Origin of the sequence: Flavobacterium notoginsengisoli, from assembly GCF_042686225.1 — a bacterium.
Classification (GTDB): domain Bacteria; phylum Bacteroidota; class Bacteroidia; order Flavobacteriales; family Flavobacteriaceae; genus Flavobacterium; species Flavobacterium notoginsengisoli.
In genome coordinates this window covers 268,541-286,823 of sequence record NZ_JBHUOT010000002.1, presented here as the reverse complement: position 1 = coordinate 286,823, position 18,283 = coordinate 268,541, and the positions used below count along the sequence as shown (strand labels likewise).

At 33.6% G+C, this 18,283-nt stretch carries 17 protein-coding genes; 10 read left to right on the top strand and 7 right to left on the bottom strand.

The annotated features are described in order from the left end of the window. From ACFS3A_RS06570 to ACFS3A_RS06555, 4 genes are all read left to right on the top strand, one after another. On the top strand, nucleotides 1-516 hold the full coding sequence (locus tag ACFS3A_RS06570) for an HORMA-1 domain-containing protein (RefSeq protein ID WP_379824631.1): 516 nt from the start codon (nucleotides 1-3) through the stop codon (nucleotides 514-516). After that, nucleotides 516-1,400 carry an AAA family ATPase gene (locus tag ACFS3A_RS06565; RefSeq protein ID WP_379824630.1) on the top strand — a complete coding sequence of 295 codons (885 nt, stop codon included), beginning with the start codon at nucleotides 516-518 and terminating at the stop codon, nucleotides 1,398-1,400. Before ACFS3A_RS06570 ends, ACFS3A_RS06565 begins: the two co-directional genes overlap by 1 nt. Next, nucleotides 1,397-2,242: an SMODS-associated NUDIX domain-containing protein gene (locus tag ACFS3A_RS06560; RefSeq protein WP_379824629.1), complete on the top strand. Its 846-nt coding sequence runs from the start codon at nucleotides 1,397-1,399 to the stop codon at nucleotides 2,240-2,242. The genes ACFS3A_RS06565 and ACFS3A_RS06560 overlap by 4 nt, the downstream gene beginning before the upstream one ends. A 257-nt stretch (nucleotides 2,243-2,499) precedes the next feature. Further along, the gene (locus tag ACFS3A_RS06555; RefSeq protein ID WP_379824627.1) at nucleotides 2,500-2,964 is read left to right on the top strand and encodes a JAB domain-containing protein; all 465 of its coding nucleotides are present in this window, start codon (nucleotides 2,500-2,502) and stop codon (nucleotides 2,962-2,964) included. 139 nt (nucleotides 2,965-3,103) lie between these two features. Here the strand turns inward: ACFS3A_RS06555 and ACFS3A_RS06550 are convergent, their stop codons facing one another. The 3 genes from ACFS3A_RS06550 to ACFS3A_RS06540 all read right to left on the bottom strand — a co-directional run bounded on the left by ACFS3A_RS06550 (nucleotide 3,104) and on the right by ACFS3A_RS06540 (nucleotide 7,613). Then, nucleotides 3,104-3,733, bottom strand: a complete 630-nt coding sequence (locus ACFS3A_RS06550) for a hypothetical protein (RefSeq protein ID WP_379824626.1) — start codon at nucleotides 3,731-3,733, stop codon at nucleotides 3,104-3,106. Between the two features lie 325 nt (nucleotides 3,734-4,058). Continuing rightward, nucleotides 4,059-4,730 carry a hypothetical protein gene (locus tag ACFS3A_RS06545; protein WP_379824625.1) on the bottom strand — a complete coding sequence of 224 codons (672 nt, stop codon included), beginning with the start codon at nucleotides 4,728-4,730 and terminating at the stop codon, nucleotides 4,059-4,061. Between the two features lie 714 nt (nucleotides 4,731-5,444). Next, nucleotides 5,445-7,613, bottom strand: a complete 2,169-nt coding sequence (locus ACFS3A_RS06540) for a hypothetical protein (RefSeq protein WP_379824624.1) — start codon at nucleotides 7,611-7,613, stop codon at nucleotides 5,445-5,447. 534 nt (nucleotides 7,614-8,147) lie between these two features. Here ACFS3A_RS06540 and ACFS3A_RS06535 point away from each other — a divergent pair. The 6 genes from ACFS3A_RS06535 (at nucleotide 8,148) to ACFS3A_RS06510 (ending at nucleotide 13,463) form a co-directional block, all read left to right on the top strand. Next, nucleotides 8,148-8,915 (top strand): ParA family protein, encoded by a 768-nt coding sequence (locus ACFS3A_RS06535; protein WP_379824623.1) that lies wholly within the window; start codon nucleotides 8,148-8,150, stop codon nucleotides 8,913-8,915. 5 nt (nucleotides 8,916-8,920) lie between these two features. Beyond that, complete coding sequence (locus tag ACFS3A_RS06530; RefSeq protein ID WP_379824622.1) at nucleotides 8,921-9,823, top strand: ParB/RepB/Spo0J family partition protein; 903 nt, start codon at nucleotides 8,921-8,923, stop codon at nucleotides 9,821-9,823. Then, nucleotides 9,823-10,392 (top strand): DUF5683 domain-containing protein, encoded by a 570-nt coding sequence (locus ACFS3A_RS06525; protein WP_379824620.1) that lies wholly within the window; start codon nucleotides 9,823-9,825, stop codon nucleotides 10,390-10,392. Before ACFS3A_RS06530 ends, ACFS3A_RS06525 begins: the two co-directional genes overlap by 1 nt. 39 nt (nucleotides 10,393-10,431) lie before the next feature. Further along, nucleotides 10,432-11,133 (top strand): 4-hydroxy-tetrahydrodipicolinate reductase, encoded by a 702-nt coding sequence (gene dapB / locus ACFS3A_RS06520; protein ID WP_379824619.1) that lies wholly within the window; start codon nucleotides 10,432-10,434, stop codon nucleotides 11,131-11,133. A 65-nt stretch (nucleotides 11,134-11,198) separates the two neighbouring features. Beyond that, on the top strand, nucleotides 11,199-12,752 hold the full coding sequence (gene lepB, locus ACFS3A_RS06515) for a signal peptidase I (RefSeq protein ID WP_379824618.1): 1,554 nt from the start codon (nucleotides 11,199-11,201) through the stop codon (nucleotides 12,750-12,752). 96 nt (nucleotides 12,753-12,848) lie between these two features. Next, the gene (locus ACFS3A_RS06510; RefSeq protein ID WP_379824616.1) at nucleotides 12,849-13,463 is read left to right on the top strand and encodes a WbqC family protein; all 615 of its coding nucleotides are present in this window, start codon (nucleotides 12,849-12,851) and stop codon (nucleotides 13,461-13,463) included. A 54-nt stretch (nucleotides 13,464-13,517) separates the two neighbouring features. Here the strand turns inward: ACFS3A_RS06510 and ACFS3A_RS06505 are convergent, their stop codons facing one another. The 4 genes from ACFS3A_RS06505 to mutL are packed head-to-tail and all read right to left on the bottom strand — an operon-like array spanning nucleotide 13,518 to nucleotide 18,190. Further along, on the bottom strand, nucleotides 13,518-14,570 hold the full coding sequence (locus tag ACFS3A_RS06505) for an endonuclease/exonuclease/phosphatase family protein (RefSeq protein ID WP_379824614.1): 1,053 nt from the start codon (nucleotides 14,568-14,570) through the stop codon (nucleotides 13,518-13,520). A gap of 17 nt (nucleotides 14,571-14,587) precedes the next feature. Beyond that, a complete protein-coding gene (locus ACFS3A_RS06500; RefSeq protein ID WP_379824613.1) occupies nucleotides 14,588-15,451 on the bottom strand; it encodes a rhomboid family intramembrane serine protease in 864 nt (287 codons plus the stop codon). 43 nt (nucleotides 15,452-15,494) lie between these two features. Then, nucleotides 15,495-16,244, bottom strand: a complete 750-nt coding sequence (locus ACFS3A_RS06495) for a rhomboid family intramembrane serine protease (protein WP_379824612.1) — start codon at nucleotides 16,242-16,244, stop codon at nucleotides 15,495-15,497. Beyond that, nucleotides 16,241-18,190, bottom strand: coding sequence for a DNA mismatch repair endonuclease MutL (mutL, locus tag ACFS3A_RS06490; protein ID WP_379824611.1), 1,950 nt, complete (start codon nucleotides 18,188-18,190; stop codon nucleotides 16,241-16,243). Before mutL ends, ACFS3A_RS06495 begins: the two co-directional genes overlap by 4 nt. Nucleotides 18,191-18,283 lie beyond the last annotated feature (93 nt).

The window sequence follows — 18,283 nt, the reverse complement described above, 5'->3', positions numbered from 1 at the left end:
ATGTATAATACTAGAACAAATACAAATACCTATACGGTAGTAGATATTCGCAAAACATTTGAAAATTGTGAAGCCGACATACGAACAATTGCAAGAAGAACTGGTAAATGGTCAATGAGTGAAGTGGATGATATTTTACATGATATTATCAAACTGGCTGAAAAGGGGTATTTGCAAACGGTTTCTATTGCTTTACTACAGAACTCTAATGATTACGTTTTAAGAGCAACAAGATTTTCTGTAAATGATAATGGCAGTTCATATAATAGTGATCGACCTGGACAAAATAATGATTGGGAAAACAGAGATAATACACGTCTTACTGTAATAGTATCTTACACAAACAGTTGGTTTACTTTGAGTGAACAAGAAAGAAAAGATTTTCAAAAAGACAATTATTTCAGGGTAAATTGGGGCTCTACATCAATCGATACCTCATTCTCACATCTCAATTCAGGGAATGCTCAGCTATATGCAAACAAAGGATACGAACTTCAAAAAACAAATTTTAAATAATGGCTGCTATATTTGACAACATAACTGAGCTTCCTAGTAAAGAAGTTCAAACTCAAACTGATTCCTTAATTGGTTTTGAGAACAAATACGAAAGGATTTATAATAACCTGAAATTACTTTTAGATCAAGGAAGCCTGACAGATTGGAGTAATAAGTATCATAAAGTGGAATTACCAATAATTCAACAGTTAAAAGATAAATACCCCCTCATCATTCTCGCAGGTGATGCTGGTACTGGTAAAACTATATCTGCAATTTCAATTGCAGATAGAATGACTCGCCAACTAGGTAAAGAAGGTTTTTTTCTCAAACTAAGTACTCGTGTCCGTGGGGAAGGTTTACATGGAGAAATGGGTAAATTGGTTAATGATGCATTTTCTCAACTTAAAGAACAAGCTGGAAAAAAAAGAATAGCATTTTTATTAATAGATGAAGCCGATGCAATAGCGACTACAAGATCAACAAGTCAAATGCATCAAGAGGAAAAAGCCGCTGTCAATACATTAATTCAAAAAATCGATGAAATAAGAGAGTTAAACGGTCGTGCCATTATTTTTATGTCCACCAATCGACTTCATTTTATAGATGAAGCAATTTTACGTCGCGCAGCTGTTGTGCTTGAATTTAATAGACCAACAAAAGAAGAGTGTATTGAACTTTATCAAAAGAGTTTAAAAGGAATTACTTTTACTTTAGAGCAATTAAATGAGTTAGCAGAATTATCTCTAAAAAAAGGTATCGATAAAGTAGGATATTCTTTTTCTGATATAAGATTGAAAGTTTTACCAGAAGCTGTTGCCAAGGCATACCCTAGCAAACCATTAACTTTTGATATCATCAAAGAAGTAATTTCATCAATAACTCCAAGTCCAGAAATAATATGATAAGAAGAATAATTCAAGCATTAATAGCCATAGGTTTTATAGTTTATGGCTATTTTAAAATGGCCGGTTCAGAATACCAAAAAGATGTAGTTGTTTTTGGCATTATTGGTTTAGCTACTTTATTAGAACTTTTAATTGAACATTTAATAATTAATCGAAAAAGATTGATTTTACTTTTGTATGTATATTATTTGGCTGTAAAGAAAGAAAACATACGATTTTCAATGTCTTACTTGTACATTATTAAAGTGGATGACGAATATTTATTAGTGCGAAATTCTAATTATGGCCACTACCAATTAGTTGGTGGAAAATACAAACGATTAAAAGGAACTCAAAGCTTACTCAAAGAAAAATTTGAAGCAATGGATGATCTCAAGCTTCCAAATAAAAATCTAATGAAAGATGATTTTGCTATTTTTATTCCAGCTAAAAATGCTATCAAATTTTTAGATTGGTTCAATGAAGGTAAAAATCGTGAAATAAACCATTGGAGAGAATTTTATGAGGAATTAATTGAAGGAAAGGGAAAGCTATTATCAAAAGAAAAATTCCCTTATGTTAATTATAATCTGTTAGGCAGAGTAATGACTCCTGTAAAGAAAACACCCGGCTGGGATTGTTATGAAATATTGCAGTATGATATTCTAGAACTTTTACCTAATCAAGAGCAATACACCGAACTTTTAGATTTAAAAAACCAAGGAGACAGCAATTACATCAAGTGGGCCGATAGGGAACTTATCAATTGTTTAGGGCACGACAAACGTACAATGACAAAACTTTATGATATTGGTCATCATACAAAATGGGCATTAAATATGAAGTGGAGCAAAGATTAACGCTTTATTTAAATAAATTGTATGATTTTAAATATTTTTTTTTGCATAGCATAGTCTTTTCAAACCCACGCTAACCGGTACATTCCTCTTTTAATATCTTATTTAATTTTGTCACTAAGTTCGGGAATCACTTGCGGGCGCTAGCAAAAAATTCCCCCATAAATGCAGGAAAAAATTCCTGCTTTATTGCGTTGCTTTTTGCGCTTGCTAGGCGATTCCCGATGGATGTTCCATAATTAATTTAAAATATAAAAATTATGGAAACTTTAAATCAAAACTGGCAGATTGTATCTGAAATTGAACTGATCTACAAAACAAAAATAAAAAACTCTGAAAGACCACAAATCAAATCTTCTAAAGATGCATACAAACTTGTTCTTTCAGCTTGGGATCATAATAAGATAGAATTCTTCGAGCAGTTCAAAGTATTACTTTTGAATCAAGCTCACAAGGCACTAGGAATTTACGAAATTTCTTCCGGTGGAATTGCCGGAACTGTTGTAGATATTAGACTAATATTCTCGTCAGCTCTTAAGGCAAATGCTACATCACTTATGATGATTCACAACCATCCTTCAGGAAACCTAACAGCCTCTGAGGCCGATAAACAGATAACCCGAAAAGTAAAAGAAGCCGGAAGACTTCTTGATATCACACTACTGGATTCATTAATTATAACTACAGAATCCTATTACTCCTTTGCTGATGAAGGCGCATTATAAGCGCCTTTATAATAGTGAGTAATAGATCCAAAAAAATAGCCTATAAAAATGATTTTTATATTAGTGCTCAACCTTAATTTTTATTTTGCATTACGCCAATTTCTCAAATCCATTGTATATCTTCTAGGTGTAGTTGAGATTAATCAACTAAATAGTCACCAAAAATTTCACATAACCTTTCTTGCCAGCAAAATCCAGTTGATGACATATTTATTACAAACCATCCTATTCCGACAGAAAGATAAAGATGCCTTCGAATATCTTCAACTATATTTAATTCAATATTCCTCCAATTTTTTAGCGCAATTATATCCGACATTGGTAATCTTTCAATAATAAATGCTACTCTCCAAAATTCATCTTTTGTTATAATTTTATTACCAAAAAGCGCTAATGTTTTTCCAAGAAGTTTCGCTTTAGAACCAGTTTCTAATTTATCAATAATAGCAATTAACTTTTCACCTACTTCTGATTGATATTCGCTGTCTTCCAAATCTTCAATAATTTTTTTTCGATTGTTTTCTGATAATATAGACGATTCTTTAAGGAAAAGCATCATTTTATTTAGAAACCTGTAATCATTTACAGCAACGCCGGTTTTCCAAATTCCAATCAAAGAACCAACAATTGGTAAATCTTTAAGTACACCATTTTCTAGTATTGAATCAATTGATATTTCCGCAATATCAATTCCGATTTTGGTTAAATCTGATTCCGAAATAGTTTGTGCAAGAGATTTCGAAAGTTCGTTTTCGTTATTATTTGTCATCGTTCAATTTTTAAGGTTAAATTATTCCTACTCATATATCTTTGATAAACCACACAAAACTATCCAAATTTGGAAAGATTGCACTATGATTATTGCCCAAAAACTGGTTGAATAATTGAATTTATTCCGTTCCTAAGACAAAAGCTTCCGAGAAATCGCGAACTTATTTGTTTTGTACTTTTTTTTTGTCAAATTTAATTTTCGCTCTGTTCATGAGTTAAGGATGAGGATCTTTCGTTTAAGCACAAATTTTCCAAATATAAACCATCTTTAAATTCAGCCTCAATTTATAATCTGACCAAACACCAGTTATATATAGCCTTTTTTAATCAAATTGTTTCATAAAATCTATCATGTGCAATTTATAACCATTTAGAAGTTTATACAGCTCTTTACTTACAATAAACATATTGAAAGCGAAGTCCACTTTTTTATTTATCGAAAATTCCGTTGTCTCAGCTAATCTTATGTACATCATAAACTCTTCACCGTTGTCTACTCTGTCAGTATTAAATGTAATGTGTTCATTTGAGAAATGAATAAATCCACTTGTGTTTTCATATAATAATCTAAATCCAGGATAAATACTGTCTAATTTTTGAGATAAATATAAATCAGTCATTTTATTGTCTTCTGCATCTTTTATATTTCTTATATGTTCCCCATTTTGAATTCGATTATAAAAGTCCAACCTATCTGCGACCAAACTCATAGCAAACATTCTCATACAGTTATCAGCTTGAAGCCGTAATAAGTTTATTGCGGTTATCCAGTTGTTGGATTCGGTTAGAGTTTTAAATCCTCTATTTAATTCTATTGCTCTGTGAACAATTGAAAACATAAAATGACTTGGCTTGGAAAGTAAGTTCCTTTGTGTTTCATTTGTAAAAATCTCAACAGCTGTATCATTTAATTGTTTGTTCAAGTGCTCTAACTCTTCAAATATTTGAGTTAAATCAACTTCAGAAACATTTTCATTTAAAGGCTGTTTTTCCATAAAATTTTGAATAAAGATTACTTATTAAATATCTTTTATTAAATTCAAAGATATCTAAGAAGTACGCAGTGATTTTGCGTAGTTATAAATTTATATTTCGATCTTTTCTTAATTTCAGAACAAATATTTCCGATTAATATTCAGATATATTACGGAAAACCATAATGATAAATATATATTTATTTGTCATAAAAAAAATGACACACAAAGTTTAATCCAAAGTAATTTATCCTATTTGCAGCCTTAATAATTCACGACAAAGATTAATCTATGTTGCATTATAATGACATTTTTAATACCTTTACATATATTAAAGTACATTGACTCACTGCAATTAAATTGATCAAGGAAACAAAGGGCTACAAGGCAAGTCATTTAAAATGAGACCTATTCGGCTACCCTTTTTGGAAGAGTACTTGAGAACACCAATAAAATCAACGAATTAAGGAATAGGTGGCAATCCTGCCACCCCGACAAAAGTCTTTTCACTTTTTTGAAAAGACTTTTTTTTTTGCAATAAACTCAAAATTAATTGAACGGTTATTACTTCCCAATTGTGTGTATTTTTGAATTAATTCAAAATTATAAATCAAATAAACAACTGTATTTAAAATATAACCCGTGGTTTCAACCACGGGAAACATATCGTGATATTATAATGCGTCCCCGTGGTTGAAACCACGGGCTATGCTTTAAAAAAAACGATATATCAATCTATTTCTCCATTTTAATATAGGCAGGATAAGATTCATTATTTGGCAAAACAAATTCCTCATCATAAGGCTGACTTCCGTCACTATTACTATATGAAGTTATACGTTTTGGACCAGTTGCTGTACTTCCTCCCGTACTATTTATTACATTCTGAATATTCCCCGGACCTGCAAAACGAGTAATACACATTTTTTCTAATTTTACATTCGGGCTATTCGGCACTTCGAAGCCGTTTTTTTTATTTACATTACCATCCGTCCCTGTGAAAACAGCATAAGACCCCATTCCAACACTGTGATGTTCTTTTACTCCATTAGCAACTTTAAATGCAGCATAACCATCAACCTTCCCTCCCTGACTACTCCAGCTTACCTGATTTGGCGCATCGTAAGGCGGTTCATTCTGGAAAAAGAATGTTCTCCCACGTTCTCCCATCCATAAAACTTCATATTCCTGATAATGCTCTGTGAATAATCCGTACAGCGTAACATTGTTACCTTTAACTATAAGTCCGTTTTTACATCTGTCTCTTATCCAGCGTAAATCCCCGCCTTTTTGTGAACCGTGATCGGCGCGCCAAAGCCAAAAATGATCACCAACCACATTATTACTATTTAACTGCATTGAAACCTGTATCTGAATATTTTTGGACTGAACGCCACCAACTCGACAAGTAATATCTGAAAGCAAGATAGGGTTTTCAGAATGATTCGCACTAGCATCTTCATTCCCCACTCTTACCTGATAAGTTGTGCTATTAAAAGAATCCATAAGAAGTCCGGCAATAACAATTCCGTCTTTATCATCAGCATAAATGCATCCCCAGGTATTTTTTTCTGTTGGCTCCAGCGTTACAGAAGCAATACCTGCACCAAGAAGTATAGCATTCTTCCTGTTCACCTGAATAGGAGCATTCAATGCATAATGTCCCGGAGCAAAAAATATATTTTTCCCTGCTTTTAATGCAGCATTAATTTCTACATCTGTATCGCCTTCTTTAGCAACATACCAATTCGTAAGCAAATCCTGAATCTCACCTTTTCCCATATCCTCTGAGGACCAGGAAACTCCTACTCGCTCTTTTTGCCAGGCTGGAACAAAAATTTTATATTCACCATCATCATCTATAAAAAGAAAAGGTTTCTCTTTAATAATTGGTGTAGTTGAAATTGGAGAATTTATATCATCTGCTTTCGGAGGATTTACACAACCCTGCCAAACCATATTATAAGAACCTCCCATAGCATCTGAACCCGCCGGAAAGACAGCATTTCTGGTATACCATTGTTGTTGTCCGCCCCAATTTGGTCTTAATGAGGTATAATAACTATCAGCAATAAAACCACCGCTTCCCCAAAAATTAGTATTCCCAACATCTGAAATATATTTTGAAGTACTTTCCAACAACATTCTTCGTGCGCTGGTTGACTGAGAAACTGTCCATGCAAAATCACGCATTACAGTAACATTTTCCATAGAACGCCAAAAAGTACAAGTTGCGTTTGCTCCTCCTGAAAGATGAGGTCTTGTAAATATCGAACCTAATTTAACATCTGAAGGCACTTTTCCTAAACCACCAATATGAGAGTAAAACCCTAACTCTATTGAGTTTGCTTCAGCAGATGATGCAGAACCTGATCCACCTGAATCATAGGTCTGACCATTCACATTAGGTTTAAAATAATACGCCTGGCGTTTTGTAGTCCATTCGCCATTCGCTCCTCCTAAACCAATAGTACTAAATTGTGAATTAATTTCATTTCTTGCCGTTTCTGCTTTTTCATATTTTCTATCGTAGAAATAAACATTATCACCAAAAATCTGATTTTCCAGCGAAATAACAACAGTTGCAGACCCCCTGGTAATTTTATAATAGTTCTCGTATTTGTTTTTATTAGGTTTGTTATCTGTAAATGTCAGTTTAGAAGTAGAACCAATTTGCAGATATCCTGATGCCAGACGACTTCCTCCCCGTGTAATTATGTAATTTCCTGAGTCTCCAAATTCTGACCAAGATAATGTTATCGTGTGTTTCTTTTTATTATAAAGAATTTTACGCTCTATGTTATCTTGCTGTTTTTTTATACCCGATAAGTCTACCGCTTCAAAACTGCAAAGAATTAGCATAAATGCAAACACAATAAACGTTGAGGTTAACTTTTTAATCATAAATATTCATTTTTGGTTTAATAGTAATACGTTTTTCTAAAAAGCCAAAATACCAATAATCATTAACCTAAAAGTCCGTTTTTGGTTCCAATTTTCTTATCAAAAACTATACAAAGACCCGTTATTTATCTTTAAACAGCCAAAAAAAGCACATGTAACATATTGAATTCGTTTCAAATGATTTTTTTTCTTTCTCATTATGATTTTTTAAGAAAAAAAACAATTGTCGGCAAATTGTTTAAAATACTTTTTTTACCACATCTTAAATTATATATCTCGTGGTAAAATTTGAATTAGAAATCCGAACGCAAAAAATCAATAAAAAATGAACCAAATTTTGTAAACCTGACAGAACTAGCAGAAAAGTACCGACAGACCGAAACAATCTTCGTTAATAATTCTTCTTCAAAACAAAATAAATTTCTGTAAACACCCACCAAACAACGGATAACCAAACTTTCTTAAATGTTAACAAAATAGATTTTCAAAAACCATAAATAATTGTATTTTTACGGTTCAAAATTCAGAAAATAAATGGGCAAAATCATTGCTATTGCTAATCAAAAAGGAGGCGTTGGAAAGACTACTACATCAGTAAATCTTGCAGCCGCATTAGGTGTTCTAGAAAAAAAAGTATTATTGATCGATGCTGATCCTCAAGCCAATGCTACATCTGGCCTTGGAATTGACGTTGAAACAGTTGAGACAGGAACTTATCAAATTCTGGAACATACTGTAACACCAAAAGAAGCCATTTTAAAATGTACAGCTCCAAACGTAGATGTGATCCCTGCTCACATTGACCTTGTTGCGATCGAAATTGAATTGGTTGACAAAGAAAACCGTGAGTATATGCTTAAAAAAGCATTAGAAGAGGCGAAACAAGAATATGACTTTATCATTATTGACTGCGCACCATCTCTAGGCTTGTTAACCCTGAATGCCTTAACAGCATCCGATTCAGTAGTTATTCCTATTCAATGTGAATATTTTGCACTTGAAGGATTGGGTAAATTATTGAACACTATTAAGAGTATTCAAAAAATACATAATCCTGATCTTGACATCGAAGGTTTACTATTAACTATGTACGATTCAAGATTACGTTTATCGAATCAGGTTGTTGAAGAAGTTCAAAAACACTTTAACGACATGGTATTTGACACTGTAATTCAGCGAAATGTAAAATTAAGTGAGGCTCCAAGTTTTGGTGAAAGTATCATTAATTATGATGCCACAAGTAAAGGTGCTGTAAACTATATCCATTTAGCTCAAGAGATTATAAAGAAAAACAGCAAATAGTTTTTATGACAAAAGTAATTAAAAAACAAGCCTTAGGAAGAGGATTATCTGCCTTATTAAAAGATCCAGAAAACGACATTCAATCAGTAGAAGACAAAAATGCTGACAAAGTTGTTGGAAATATCATTGAACTTGAGATAAGCGCTATTGAAATAAATCCGTTTCAGCCTAGAAGCAATTTTAATGAAGAATCTTTACGCGAATTAGCCACTTCTATTAAAGAACTTGGCGTAATTCAACCTATTACTGTTCGTAAATTAGATTTCAATAAATATCAGTTAATCTCTGGAGAACGTCGTCTTCGTGCTTCTAAGTTAGTAGGCTTAACAACTGTTCCTGCTTATATTAGAATTGCAAATGACAACGAATCTTTGGTTATGGCCTTGGTTGAAAACATTCAGCGTCATGACTTAGACCCAATTGAGATTGCACTTTCATATCAGCGTTTGATTGACGAAATTCAACTAACTCAGGAACAAATGAGTGAAAGAGTTGGAAAAAAACGTTCTACAATTGCCAACTATTTACGTCTTTTAAAATTAGATCCGATTATCCAAACTGGAATTCGTGATGGTTTTATCAGTATGGGACATGGTAGAGCAATTATCAACATTGAAGATTTAGACGTTCAAACTGATATTTACCAAAAAATAGTAAGCCAGAATTTATCTGTTCGTGAGACAGAAGCTTTAGTAAAAAATTATCACGAAGGCCTTCAGCCAAAAGCAGAAGGAAAACCAAAAGCTGATTCTGCATTTCAAGTAAGAGAAACTCAAAAAAACACTTTCAACGATTATTTTGGTTCGAAAGTTGATATAAAAGTCGCTGGTAACGGAAAAGGAAAAATTACAATTCCATTTAATTCTGAAGCTGACTTTAACAGAATTATAAAATTAATAAACGGATAGTGAATAAAATTGTCCCCATCGGTCTATTGTTCTTTCTAACAGGAACCGTTTCTCTTTTTGCCCAGGTAAAAAAAGACACGGTTTTGGTCGTAAAAGACACCACTGCATTACAAGAAATAGATCCGCTTACACCAGCAAAAGCAGCCTTTTATTCTGCTATTTTACCTGGTTTAGGTCAAGCATACAACAAAAAATACTGGAAAATCCCATTGGTTTACGGAGCAATTGGAACCAGTTTGTATTTCTACATAGACAACAATAAAAAATACCACGATTATCGAGACGAATACAAACGAAGACTCGAAGGCTATGGTCCAGGGACTGGTGGTAAATACGATTTTCTTGACGACAGCCGACTTATAGCTGGACAGAAATTTTACCAAAGAAACAGAGATTTATCTGCCTTATTTGTAGTCGGTTTTTATGTTCTCAACATAATAGATGCCAATGTCGATGCAGCTTTGATTCAGTTTAACGTAAACGAGAGACTATCAATGCGTCCTGAAATTTATCCCGCTGATGTAACATTTAAACCAAACGTCGGTCTAACCTTTAATTATACATTTTAATAGATTCAATTCTATTTAAAAAACAAAAAAATAATCATAATGAAAATTGCGCTTTTAGGATACGGAAAAATGGGTAAAGTAATTGAAAGAATTGCTTTAGAAAGAGGCCATGAAATAGTTTTAAAGAAAGATGAATTTAACACCTATGATGGACTTTCAACAGCCGATGTTGCCATAGATTTCAGCGTTCCGACAGCTGCAGTAAGCAATATATGTGCTGCTTTTAACGCCAATGTCCCTGTAGTTTCAGGTACAACAGGATGGTTAGAACATTATGATGAAATGATTGCTCTTTGTAATGAAAAAAAAGGTGGTTTCATCTCTAGTTCAAACTTTAGTTTAGGTGTAAATATCTTCTTCGGATTGAATGAATATTTAGCTAAAATCATGAAACAATTTGACTCTTATAAAGTTTCAATGGAAGAGATTCATCACATTCATAAACTAGACGCTCCAAGTGGTACTGCAATTTCTCTTGCACAAGGTGTTATTGAAAACAGCAATTATTCTAACTGGACTCTGGAAGAAGCTAAAAACAATGAAATTCGTATTGAAGCTAAAAGAATTGGAGAAGTTCCGGGCACTCACACCGTAAATTACGATTCAGCCATCGATAGCATAGAAATAAAACATACCGCACACAACCGCGAAGGTTTTGCACTTGGCGCTGTTGTCGCTGCAGAATGGCTTGCAGGAAAGCAAGGAATTTTCAGCATGAAAGATGTTTTAAACTTACAATAAACCGACAAAATTCAGGATCCTTCACAGTCGATAGATCCTGAATTTGAAACTTAAAATACATTATTATGACACTTTACTCTTGGTTCGTATTTTTCTTAGCTGTACAGATTATTCATTTTCTTGGTACATGGAAATTGTATCAGGCAGCAGGAAGAAAAAGCTGGGAAGCTGCAGTTCCGGTATACAATTCAATTGTTTTAATGAAGATTATTGGACGACCTACCTGGTGGACATTATTACTTTTTATTCCAATTATCAACCTGATTATGTTTCCGGTTGTTTGGGTAGAAACTTTGAGAACATTTAATAAAAGATCAACTTTAGATACTATTTTAGGTCTTTTCACTCTGGGATTTTACATCTACTATGTAAATTACACTCAAAAGTTAGAGTATCGTAAGGATCGTAAATTAACACCTGAAAACAAAACAGCAGACACTGTCAGCTCATTACTTTTTGCAATTATTGTTGCTACTTTAGTACACACTTATGTAGTACAACCTTACACAATTCCAACATCCTCTTTAGAGAAATCTTTATTAATTGGCGATTTCTTGTTCGTAAGTAAATTAAATTACGGCCCACGAGTTCCAATGACAACGGTAGCATTACCAATGGTTCACGACTCCATCCCTTTAACTAAAAGTAAATCTTATTTAAGCTGGCCGCAATTACCATATTTTAGACTTCCTGCCATTCAAAAAATTAAACGATGCGACATTGTCGTCTTTAACTGGCCAGTCGATACGGTTCATTATTTCTTTGAACCAAAAGGCAGACCAGGCGTTATCAAGCCTATTGACAAGAAATCAAACTATGTAAAAAGATGTGTGGGTATTCCTGGAGACAGTTTATCAATCAAAGATGGATTTGTTTTTATCAATGGAAAAAAATTAGTTTTACCAGAAAGAGCTAAACCACAGTATTCTTACTCTGTAGCACTAGACGGAAAAACTCCAATTGATTTTGAAAGCTTATTTAAAGAGTTAGACATAACAGATGCTGCAGGTTTTACATCTGAAAAAAGGGATACCCTTTATTTAGGAGCGCTAACAGAAGCTAGTGCGGAAAGATTTAAAAATACTCCGGGCGTTACCGCAGTAATACGCAAAATTGACAGAACGGATGACAACAGAATATTTCCACATATTGATAAATGGAGTCAGGACAATATGGGACCAATCTATATTCCTGAAGCAGGAAAAACAGTTGCCTTAACAAACACATCCCTTCCATTTTACAAAGAAATCATCACTAATTACGAAGGAAACACACTAGCAATAGAAGGTTCTAAATTCTTAATCAACGGAAAACCTGCAACTACTTACACTTTCAAGCAAAACTATTACTGGATGATGGGAGATAACCGTCATAACTCTGAAGACAGCCGTTATTGGGGTTATGTTCCGGAAAATCACATCGTAGGAAAGCCGGTATTTATCTGGATGAGCTGGGATACTAATGGAAAAGGCATCAATAAAATTCGCTGGAGCAGAGTTTTCACCACTGTTGATGGTGAAGGGCAGCCACAATCTTACTTTAAATATTTCTTAATTGCTCTTGCACTTTATTTCGTTGGAGATTTTGTGTGGAGAAAAAGAAGAGAAAATAAAGCATAATTAAAAAAATGTTATTTTTGTTTCAGGTTTCAGATTTCAAGTTCATACAAAACTTGAAATCTGAAACCTGAAACTTTTAAACAAAGAACGACAAACATGAATTCCTTAATACTTCCTACCTATTTTCCGTCTATCAGTCATTTTGCTGTAATTGCACAATCTAACAAAATTACTTTTGAAATGGAGGATAATTTTCAGAAACAGACGAATAGAAACAGAACCTATATCTATAGTCCAAACGGAATTCAATTATTAAATATTCCCGTTAAGCATTCAAAAGAAGCACATCAAAAAACCAAAGACATTTTGATTGAAAATGATTTTGACTGGCAGAAACAGCATTTTAAATCACTTGAAGCAGCTTACAGAAGCTCTCCTTTCTTTGAGTACTTTGAAGATGATATTGTTCCGGTTTTCGAAAAAAAACACACTTTTTTAATGGATTTAAACTTCGAAGTATTAGATATTGTAACTAAATGTCTTCGAATGAAATTTGAATTTGGAAAAACTACTGAATATTTTCACGAAACACCCAATTTTACCGATTTTAGATATTTAGCAAACGGAAAAAAAGACAACAATTCATTCGAAAAATACACACAGGTTTTTGACGACAAACATGGTTTCATCAATAATTTAAGTGTTTTGGATTTGCTTTTTAATGAAGGGAAATTTGCAGCAGATTATTTAAAGACTCAGAAATTAGTTTAAGTTATAAGCTTTCTTAAACTTTCAACATATAACATATATCTCATAACTTCCCCCCTAAAATTGATCTATTGAAAGCCTTGTCATGATTGGATAATGATCTGAATTTTCAAAATCAGAAAAGCTTTCAAACTGTTTTACTTTCATTTTACTGTCAGTAAAAATATAATCAATGCGGGCAGGATAATATTTAAACTTATAAGTCGCTCCAAAACCTTCTCCCGCCTCTTCAAAAGCATCTTTAAGTTTTCCTTTTATACTTCTGTACACATACGAAAACGGACTATTATTCATATCTCCGCAAATAATAATTGGATATTTGCATTTTTTAATATGCTCTTTAAAGATTTCCGCCTGCTCTTGTTGTTGTGTGAATCCTTTACTAATTCTGCCATAAATACGCTGTGACTTCTTCTGATTCACATTATCAATATCATCAGAAATCTCACTTACATCAGGAGATATTTTTATGGACTGTAAATGCATATTATAAACCCGGATAACATCTTTTCCGCGTTTAATATCAGCATAAACCACATTATTATCAGACTTAGGAAATACGATCTTGCCTTCATCAATAATTGGAAACTTAGAAAAAATAGCCTGACCTGTTTTTATCTTTTTACCATCAATAAATATATAACGGTGCGGATATACTTTTAAATCCAGATGAGCAGAATTAGAATACTCCTGGATACATAAAATATCAGGATCTTTCTCATCTATAAAAGCTTTAATGTTTTCAGGAATATCGTCACGATCGAGCCATTTAAAAACATTAAAAAGACGAACATTATAACTCATTATAGAAAAATCTTTCTCGTCCTGAACATATTCTTTAGCCGAAAATTTATAGAACTTGCTAATAAATGTGATTCCGGTAAGCAAAACCAATCCGGACAAAATAAGGCGTTTTTTAAACTGAATTCCCCAGTATATAAAGAACAACGCATTGGCAACAAAAAAAGCAGGCATAAACAAAGTAAGCACCGATAAAAGCGGAAAGCTCTTAGGTGCTAAAAACGGAAGAATATAAACGCTAAATGTAAGCACAGTCAGCACTATATTCAAAAAGAACATTATCTTATTAAACCAGGAAAGGTTTTTCATATTTATTTCCTACAAGTTTATTTTCCAGCTTTAAATAAAAACTCTTTTTCTTCTTTAGTCAGACAATCATAACCAGACTGACTGATTTTATCCAAAATCTCATCAATTTGTTGTTGCGTTTTGTCTTTCGTAACAATTCTTGATCCAGATTTTTCGGTAGGTTTTTTGTAATTTTTATGAACTTTTGTAAATGGGGTCGAAGGAGATTTTCTAAAAAGATTTGCAAAAAAATCTAATGTTCTGGAAACAATGATACTTAAATCGGTACCGTTTTGTAATAGTTTAATATAAATAAAGCCGAATAAAGCACCTGCGAGATGCGAAATATGGCCACCGGTATTTCCCAGGCGAAACTGCATTAAATCTAAAACTAAAATTACAGCGGTAATATGCCACAGCTTGACATTTCCAAAGAGAAACAATCGAACATTCATTAACGGAGAGTATGTCGTTGCAGCAACTAAAATTGCCATAATAGCCGCCGATGCACCAACTATTGAAGCAGCAGTTCCTAAAACGTAAAAACTCAAAGCAAAAACAATTCCTGCAAAAATTGCACTTAAAAGATACAACCCTAAATATTGCTTTTGAGTAAAATAAGTTAGAAAAAGCTGGCTGGCAAAGTTAAGCACCATCATATTGAACAACAGATGAAGAAATCCGTCATGAAAAAAAGCGTACGTTAAAAAAGTCCACGGTTTAAACATGAAAACCTGTGGATCTGACGATAATGCAATCCAGCTTGGAAAATCAAACAGACCACTTGAATACTGATAGAAAAATAGCAGAGAAACAATAAAACATGCAATGTTCCAATAAATAACACGCATAGCAATACCTCCCAATCTATATTGTAATTTTAAATCGTCCAGGATATTCATAGAAACTTCTTTTGGTTTTAGAATTTAATCTTAAAGTTAAAAATTAATTCCAACGATTGTTATTAAACTGATTTTTTTTCCAGTACCACATCATCAAGAAACCAGTAATTGCTCCTCCAACGTGTGCAAAATGAGCGATACCTGTACCACCTCCACCAAACAAAGAAGTTCCTTTAACACCTAAGAACAAATCGATTAACAAAAGTCCAGGAACAAAGTATTTCGCTTTAATTGGAACCGGAATAAACATAAGAGCTAATTCAGCATTTGGAAACATAAACGCAAAAGCAGTAAGCAATCCATAAATAGCACCAGAAGCTCCTACAACAGTTCCTATGTAAGCACTTGTAAAACCATCAAACTGAGCTGGATTTACTAAATTTTGCCATCTGGTATCAATTTTTCCCTGGCTTAAAATATTCAATATGTCGGCCTTATGAAAACCATTTGCTGTTAAGATATTAATTGTATCCTCAAAAAAGTAATAATTAACTGCAGTATGAAGCAATGCAGAACCTAAACCACAAGAAATATAAAAAAACAAAAATTTCTTACCTCCCCAAAAATGCTCTAAGGCAGATCCAAAAGAAACTAATGCAAACATATTAAACGCAATATGCATAATTCCTCCATGCATAAACATGTGGGTGATAGGCTGCCAAACTTGAAAACTCGGATTTTCAGGAAAGAACATCGCAAAATATTCATAAGAAATTGGCACAAGTTGAGAGCCAATAAAAAATATAATATTAATAATAAGTAGCTGTTTAACTACCGGAGTCATATTCATCATAAAGCAAATTTTTTATCTATATCTTCCACACGCATCGTAATGAAAGTAGGTTTTTGAAAAGGTGAAATATTTGGATCTTTACAGGCAAACAAACCGTTTACCAAATTATCCTGTTCTTTTTCGGTTAAATAAGATCCTGTTTTAACCGCTAAGCTTTTAGCCATCGATTTGGCAATTGTATCATTCTGACTATAACTGTTTGCCGGAATTCCATCCTGCAAATCGCTCAGCAATTGTTCGATAACCATAGAAACTTCACTTTCTGTGATATTTACAGGAATTCCTGATACAACAATATGATCTGATTTCGAATCATCAAAAACAAATCCCGTAGTTTCCAGCGATGGTTTCAGCTCTTCGATCTGTTTCATTTCTGAAGCAGAATAGAACAAATCCAGCGGAAAAAGCAATTGCTGACTCGACGCCTGATTTACCGTCATATTCAGCAAAAACTGCTCGTACAGAATACGCTGATGTGCACGCTGCTGATCCACAATGATCATTCCTGATTTAATTGGCGAAACAATATATTTTTTATGAATCTGATACGTTTTCTGAGTTGCCTGTTCCACTTCGTCATCATTAAACAATGAAGAAGTAACTTCTTCATTTTCGAATGTAAAAGGCGAGCTTTCTATACTTTCAGGATTCTCAGTATCTAAACCTACATATAAACTTTCCCAGCTTGCCGTTGGCTCTACTCGTTTAGAATAACCTGAATACGAAGAACTTGAACCTGAACCCGAACTTGAATAGGAAGACGAAGAAGATCCAGAACTATAACTTCCGGAACTTGATCCTGAACCTGCTTTAGTGTAATGCTGATTGGTTTTATCATCTGTAAAAGGATTAAATGTCCCATCAACCTGAATAGTTGGAATTCCAACTTCCACATCTTTATAGTGATATGGGGTATCTAAATTGGAATCCCGGTCAAAATCTAAAACCGGCGCAACATTAAACTGTCCTAAACTATGCTTGATCGAAGCTCTTAAAATAGCATATAAAGCCGATTCATCATCAAACTTAATCTCTGTTTTAGTCGGATGGATGTTAATATCGATTGTATTTGGCGGAACTTGCAGATATAGAAAATAACTTGGCTGAGAACCATCTTTTAACAAACCTTCGTAAGCCGCCATTACCGCATGATGCAGATAACCGCTTTTAATAAAACGATCGTTTACAAAAAAGAACTGCTCTCCCCTGTTTTTCTTCGCGAATTCAGGTTTACATACAAATCCCTGAATACTTATAATATCGGTATCTTCATTTACCGGAACCAGTTTTTCATTGGTTTTACCAGACATAATCCCTACAATTCTCTGGCGATATCCAGCTGCAGGAAGATTATACATCTCACTTCCGTTATGATAGAAACTAAAATGAATATTTGGATGCGCCAATGCCACACGCTGAAACTCATCCATTACATGACGGAATTCAACTGTATCTGACTTTAAGAAATTACGACGGGCCGGAATATTAAAAAATAAGTTTTTAACTGCAAATGAAGTTCCTTTAGGCAAAACTGCTACTTCCTGCGAAACAAATTTACTTCCCTCAATTACAATATGAGTTCCAAGTTCATCCTGTTCCTGCTTGGTTTTCATTTCCATGTGTGCAATCGCCGCAATAGAAGCCAAAGCTTCTCCACGAAAACCTTTTGTTCCAAGCGAGAATAAATCTTCGGCCTGGCGGATTTTTGAAGTTGCATGACGGGCAAAACACAAACGGGCATCGGTAACGGTCATTCCAACACCATTATCAATAACTTGAACCAGTGATTTACCGGCATCTTTTATAATCAATTTAATATCAGTTGCTTTGGCATCAACAGCATTTTCTAACAATTCTTTTACGACTGAAGCGGGTCTTTGAACCACTTCTCCAGCAGCAATTTGGTTAGCAACGTGATCAGGAAGCAATTGAATAATACTCGACATTAAGCAAAAATAGTTTTAAAGTTTAGATTAGTTTTTATAAACCAAGAAGTACAAATTTAGTGAATTTTGGTTGTCTTTCAGAATAAGACACAT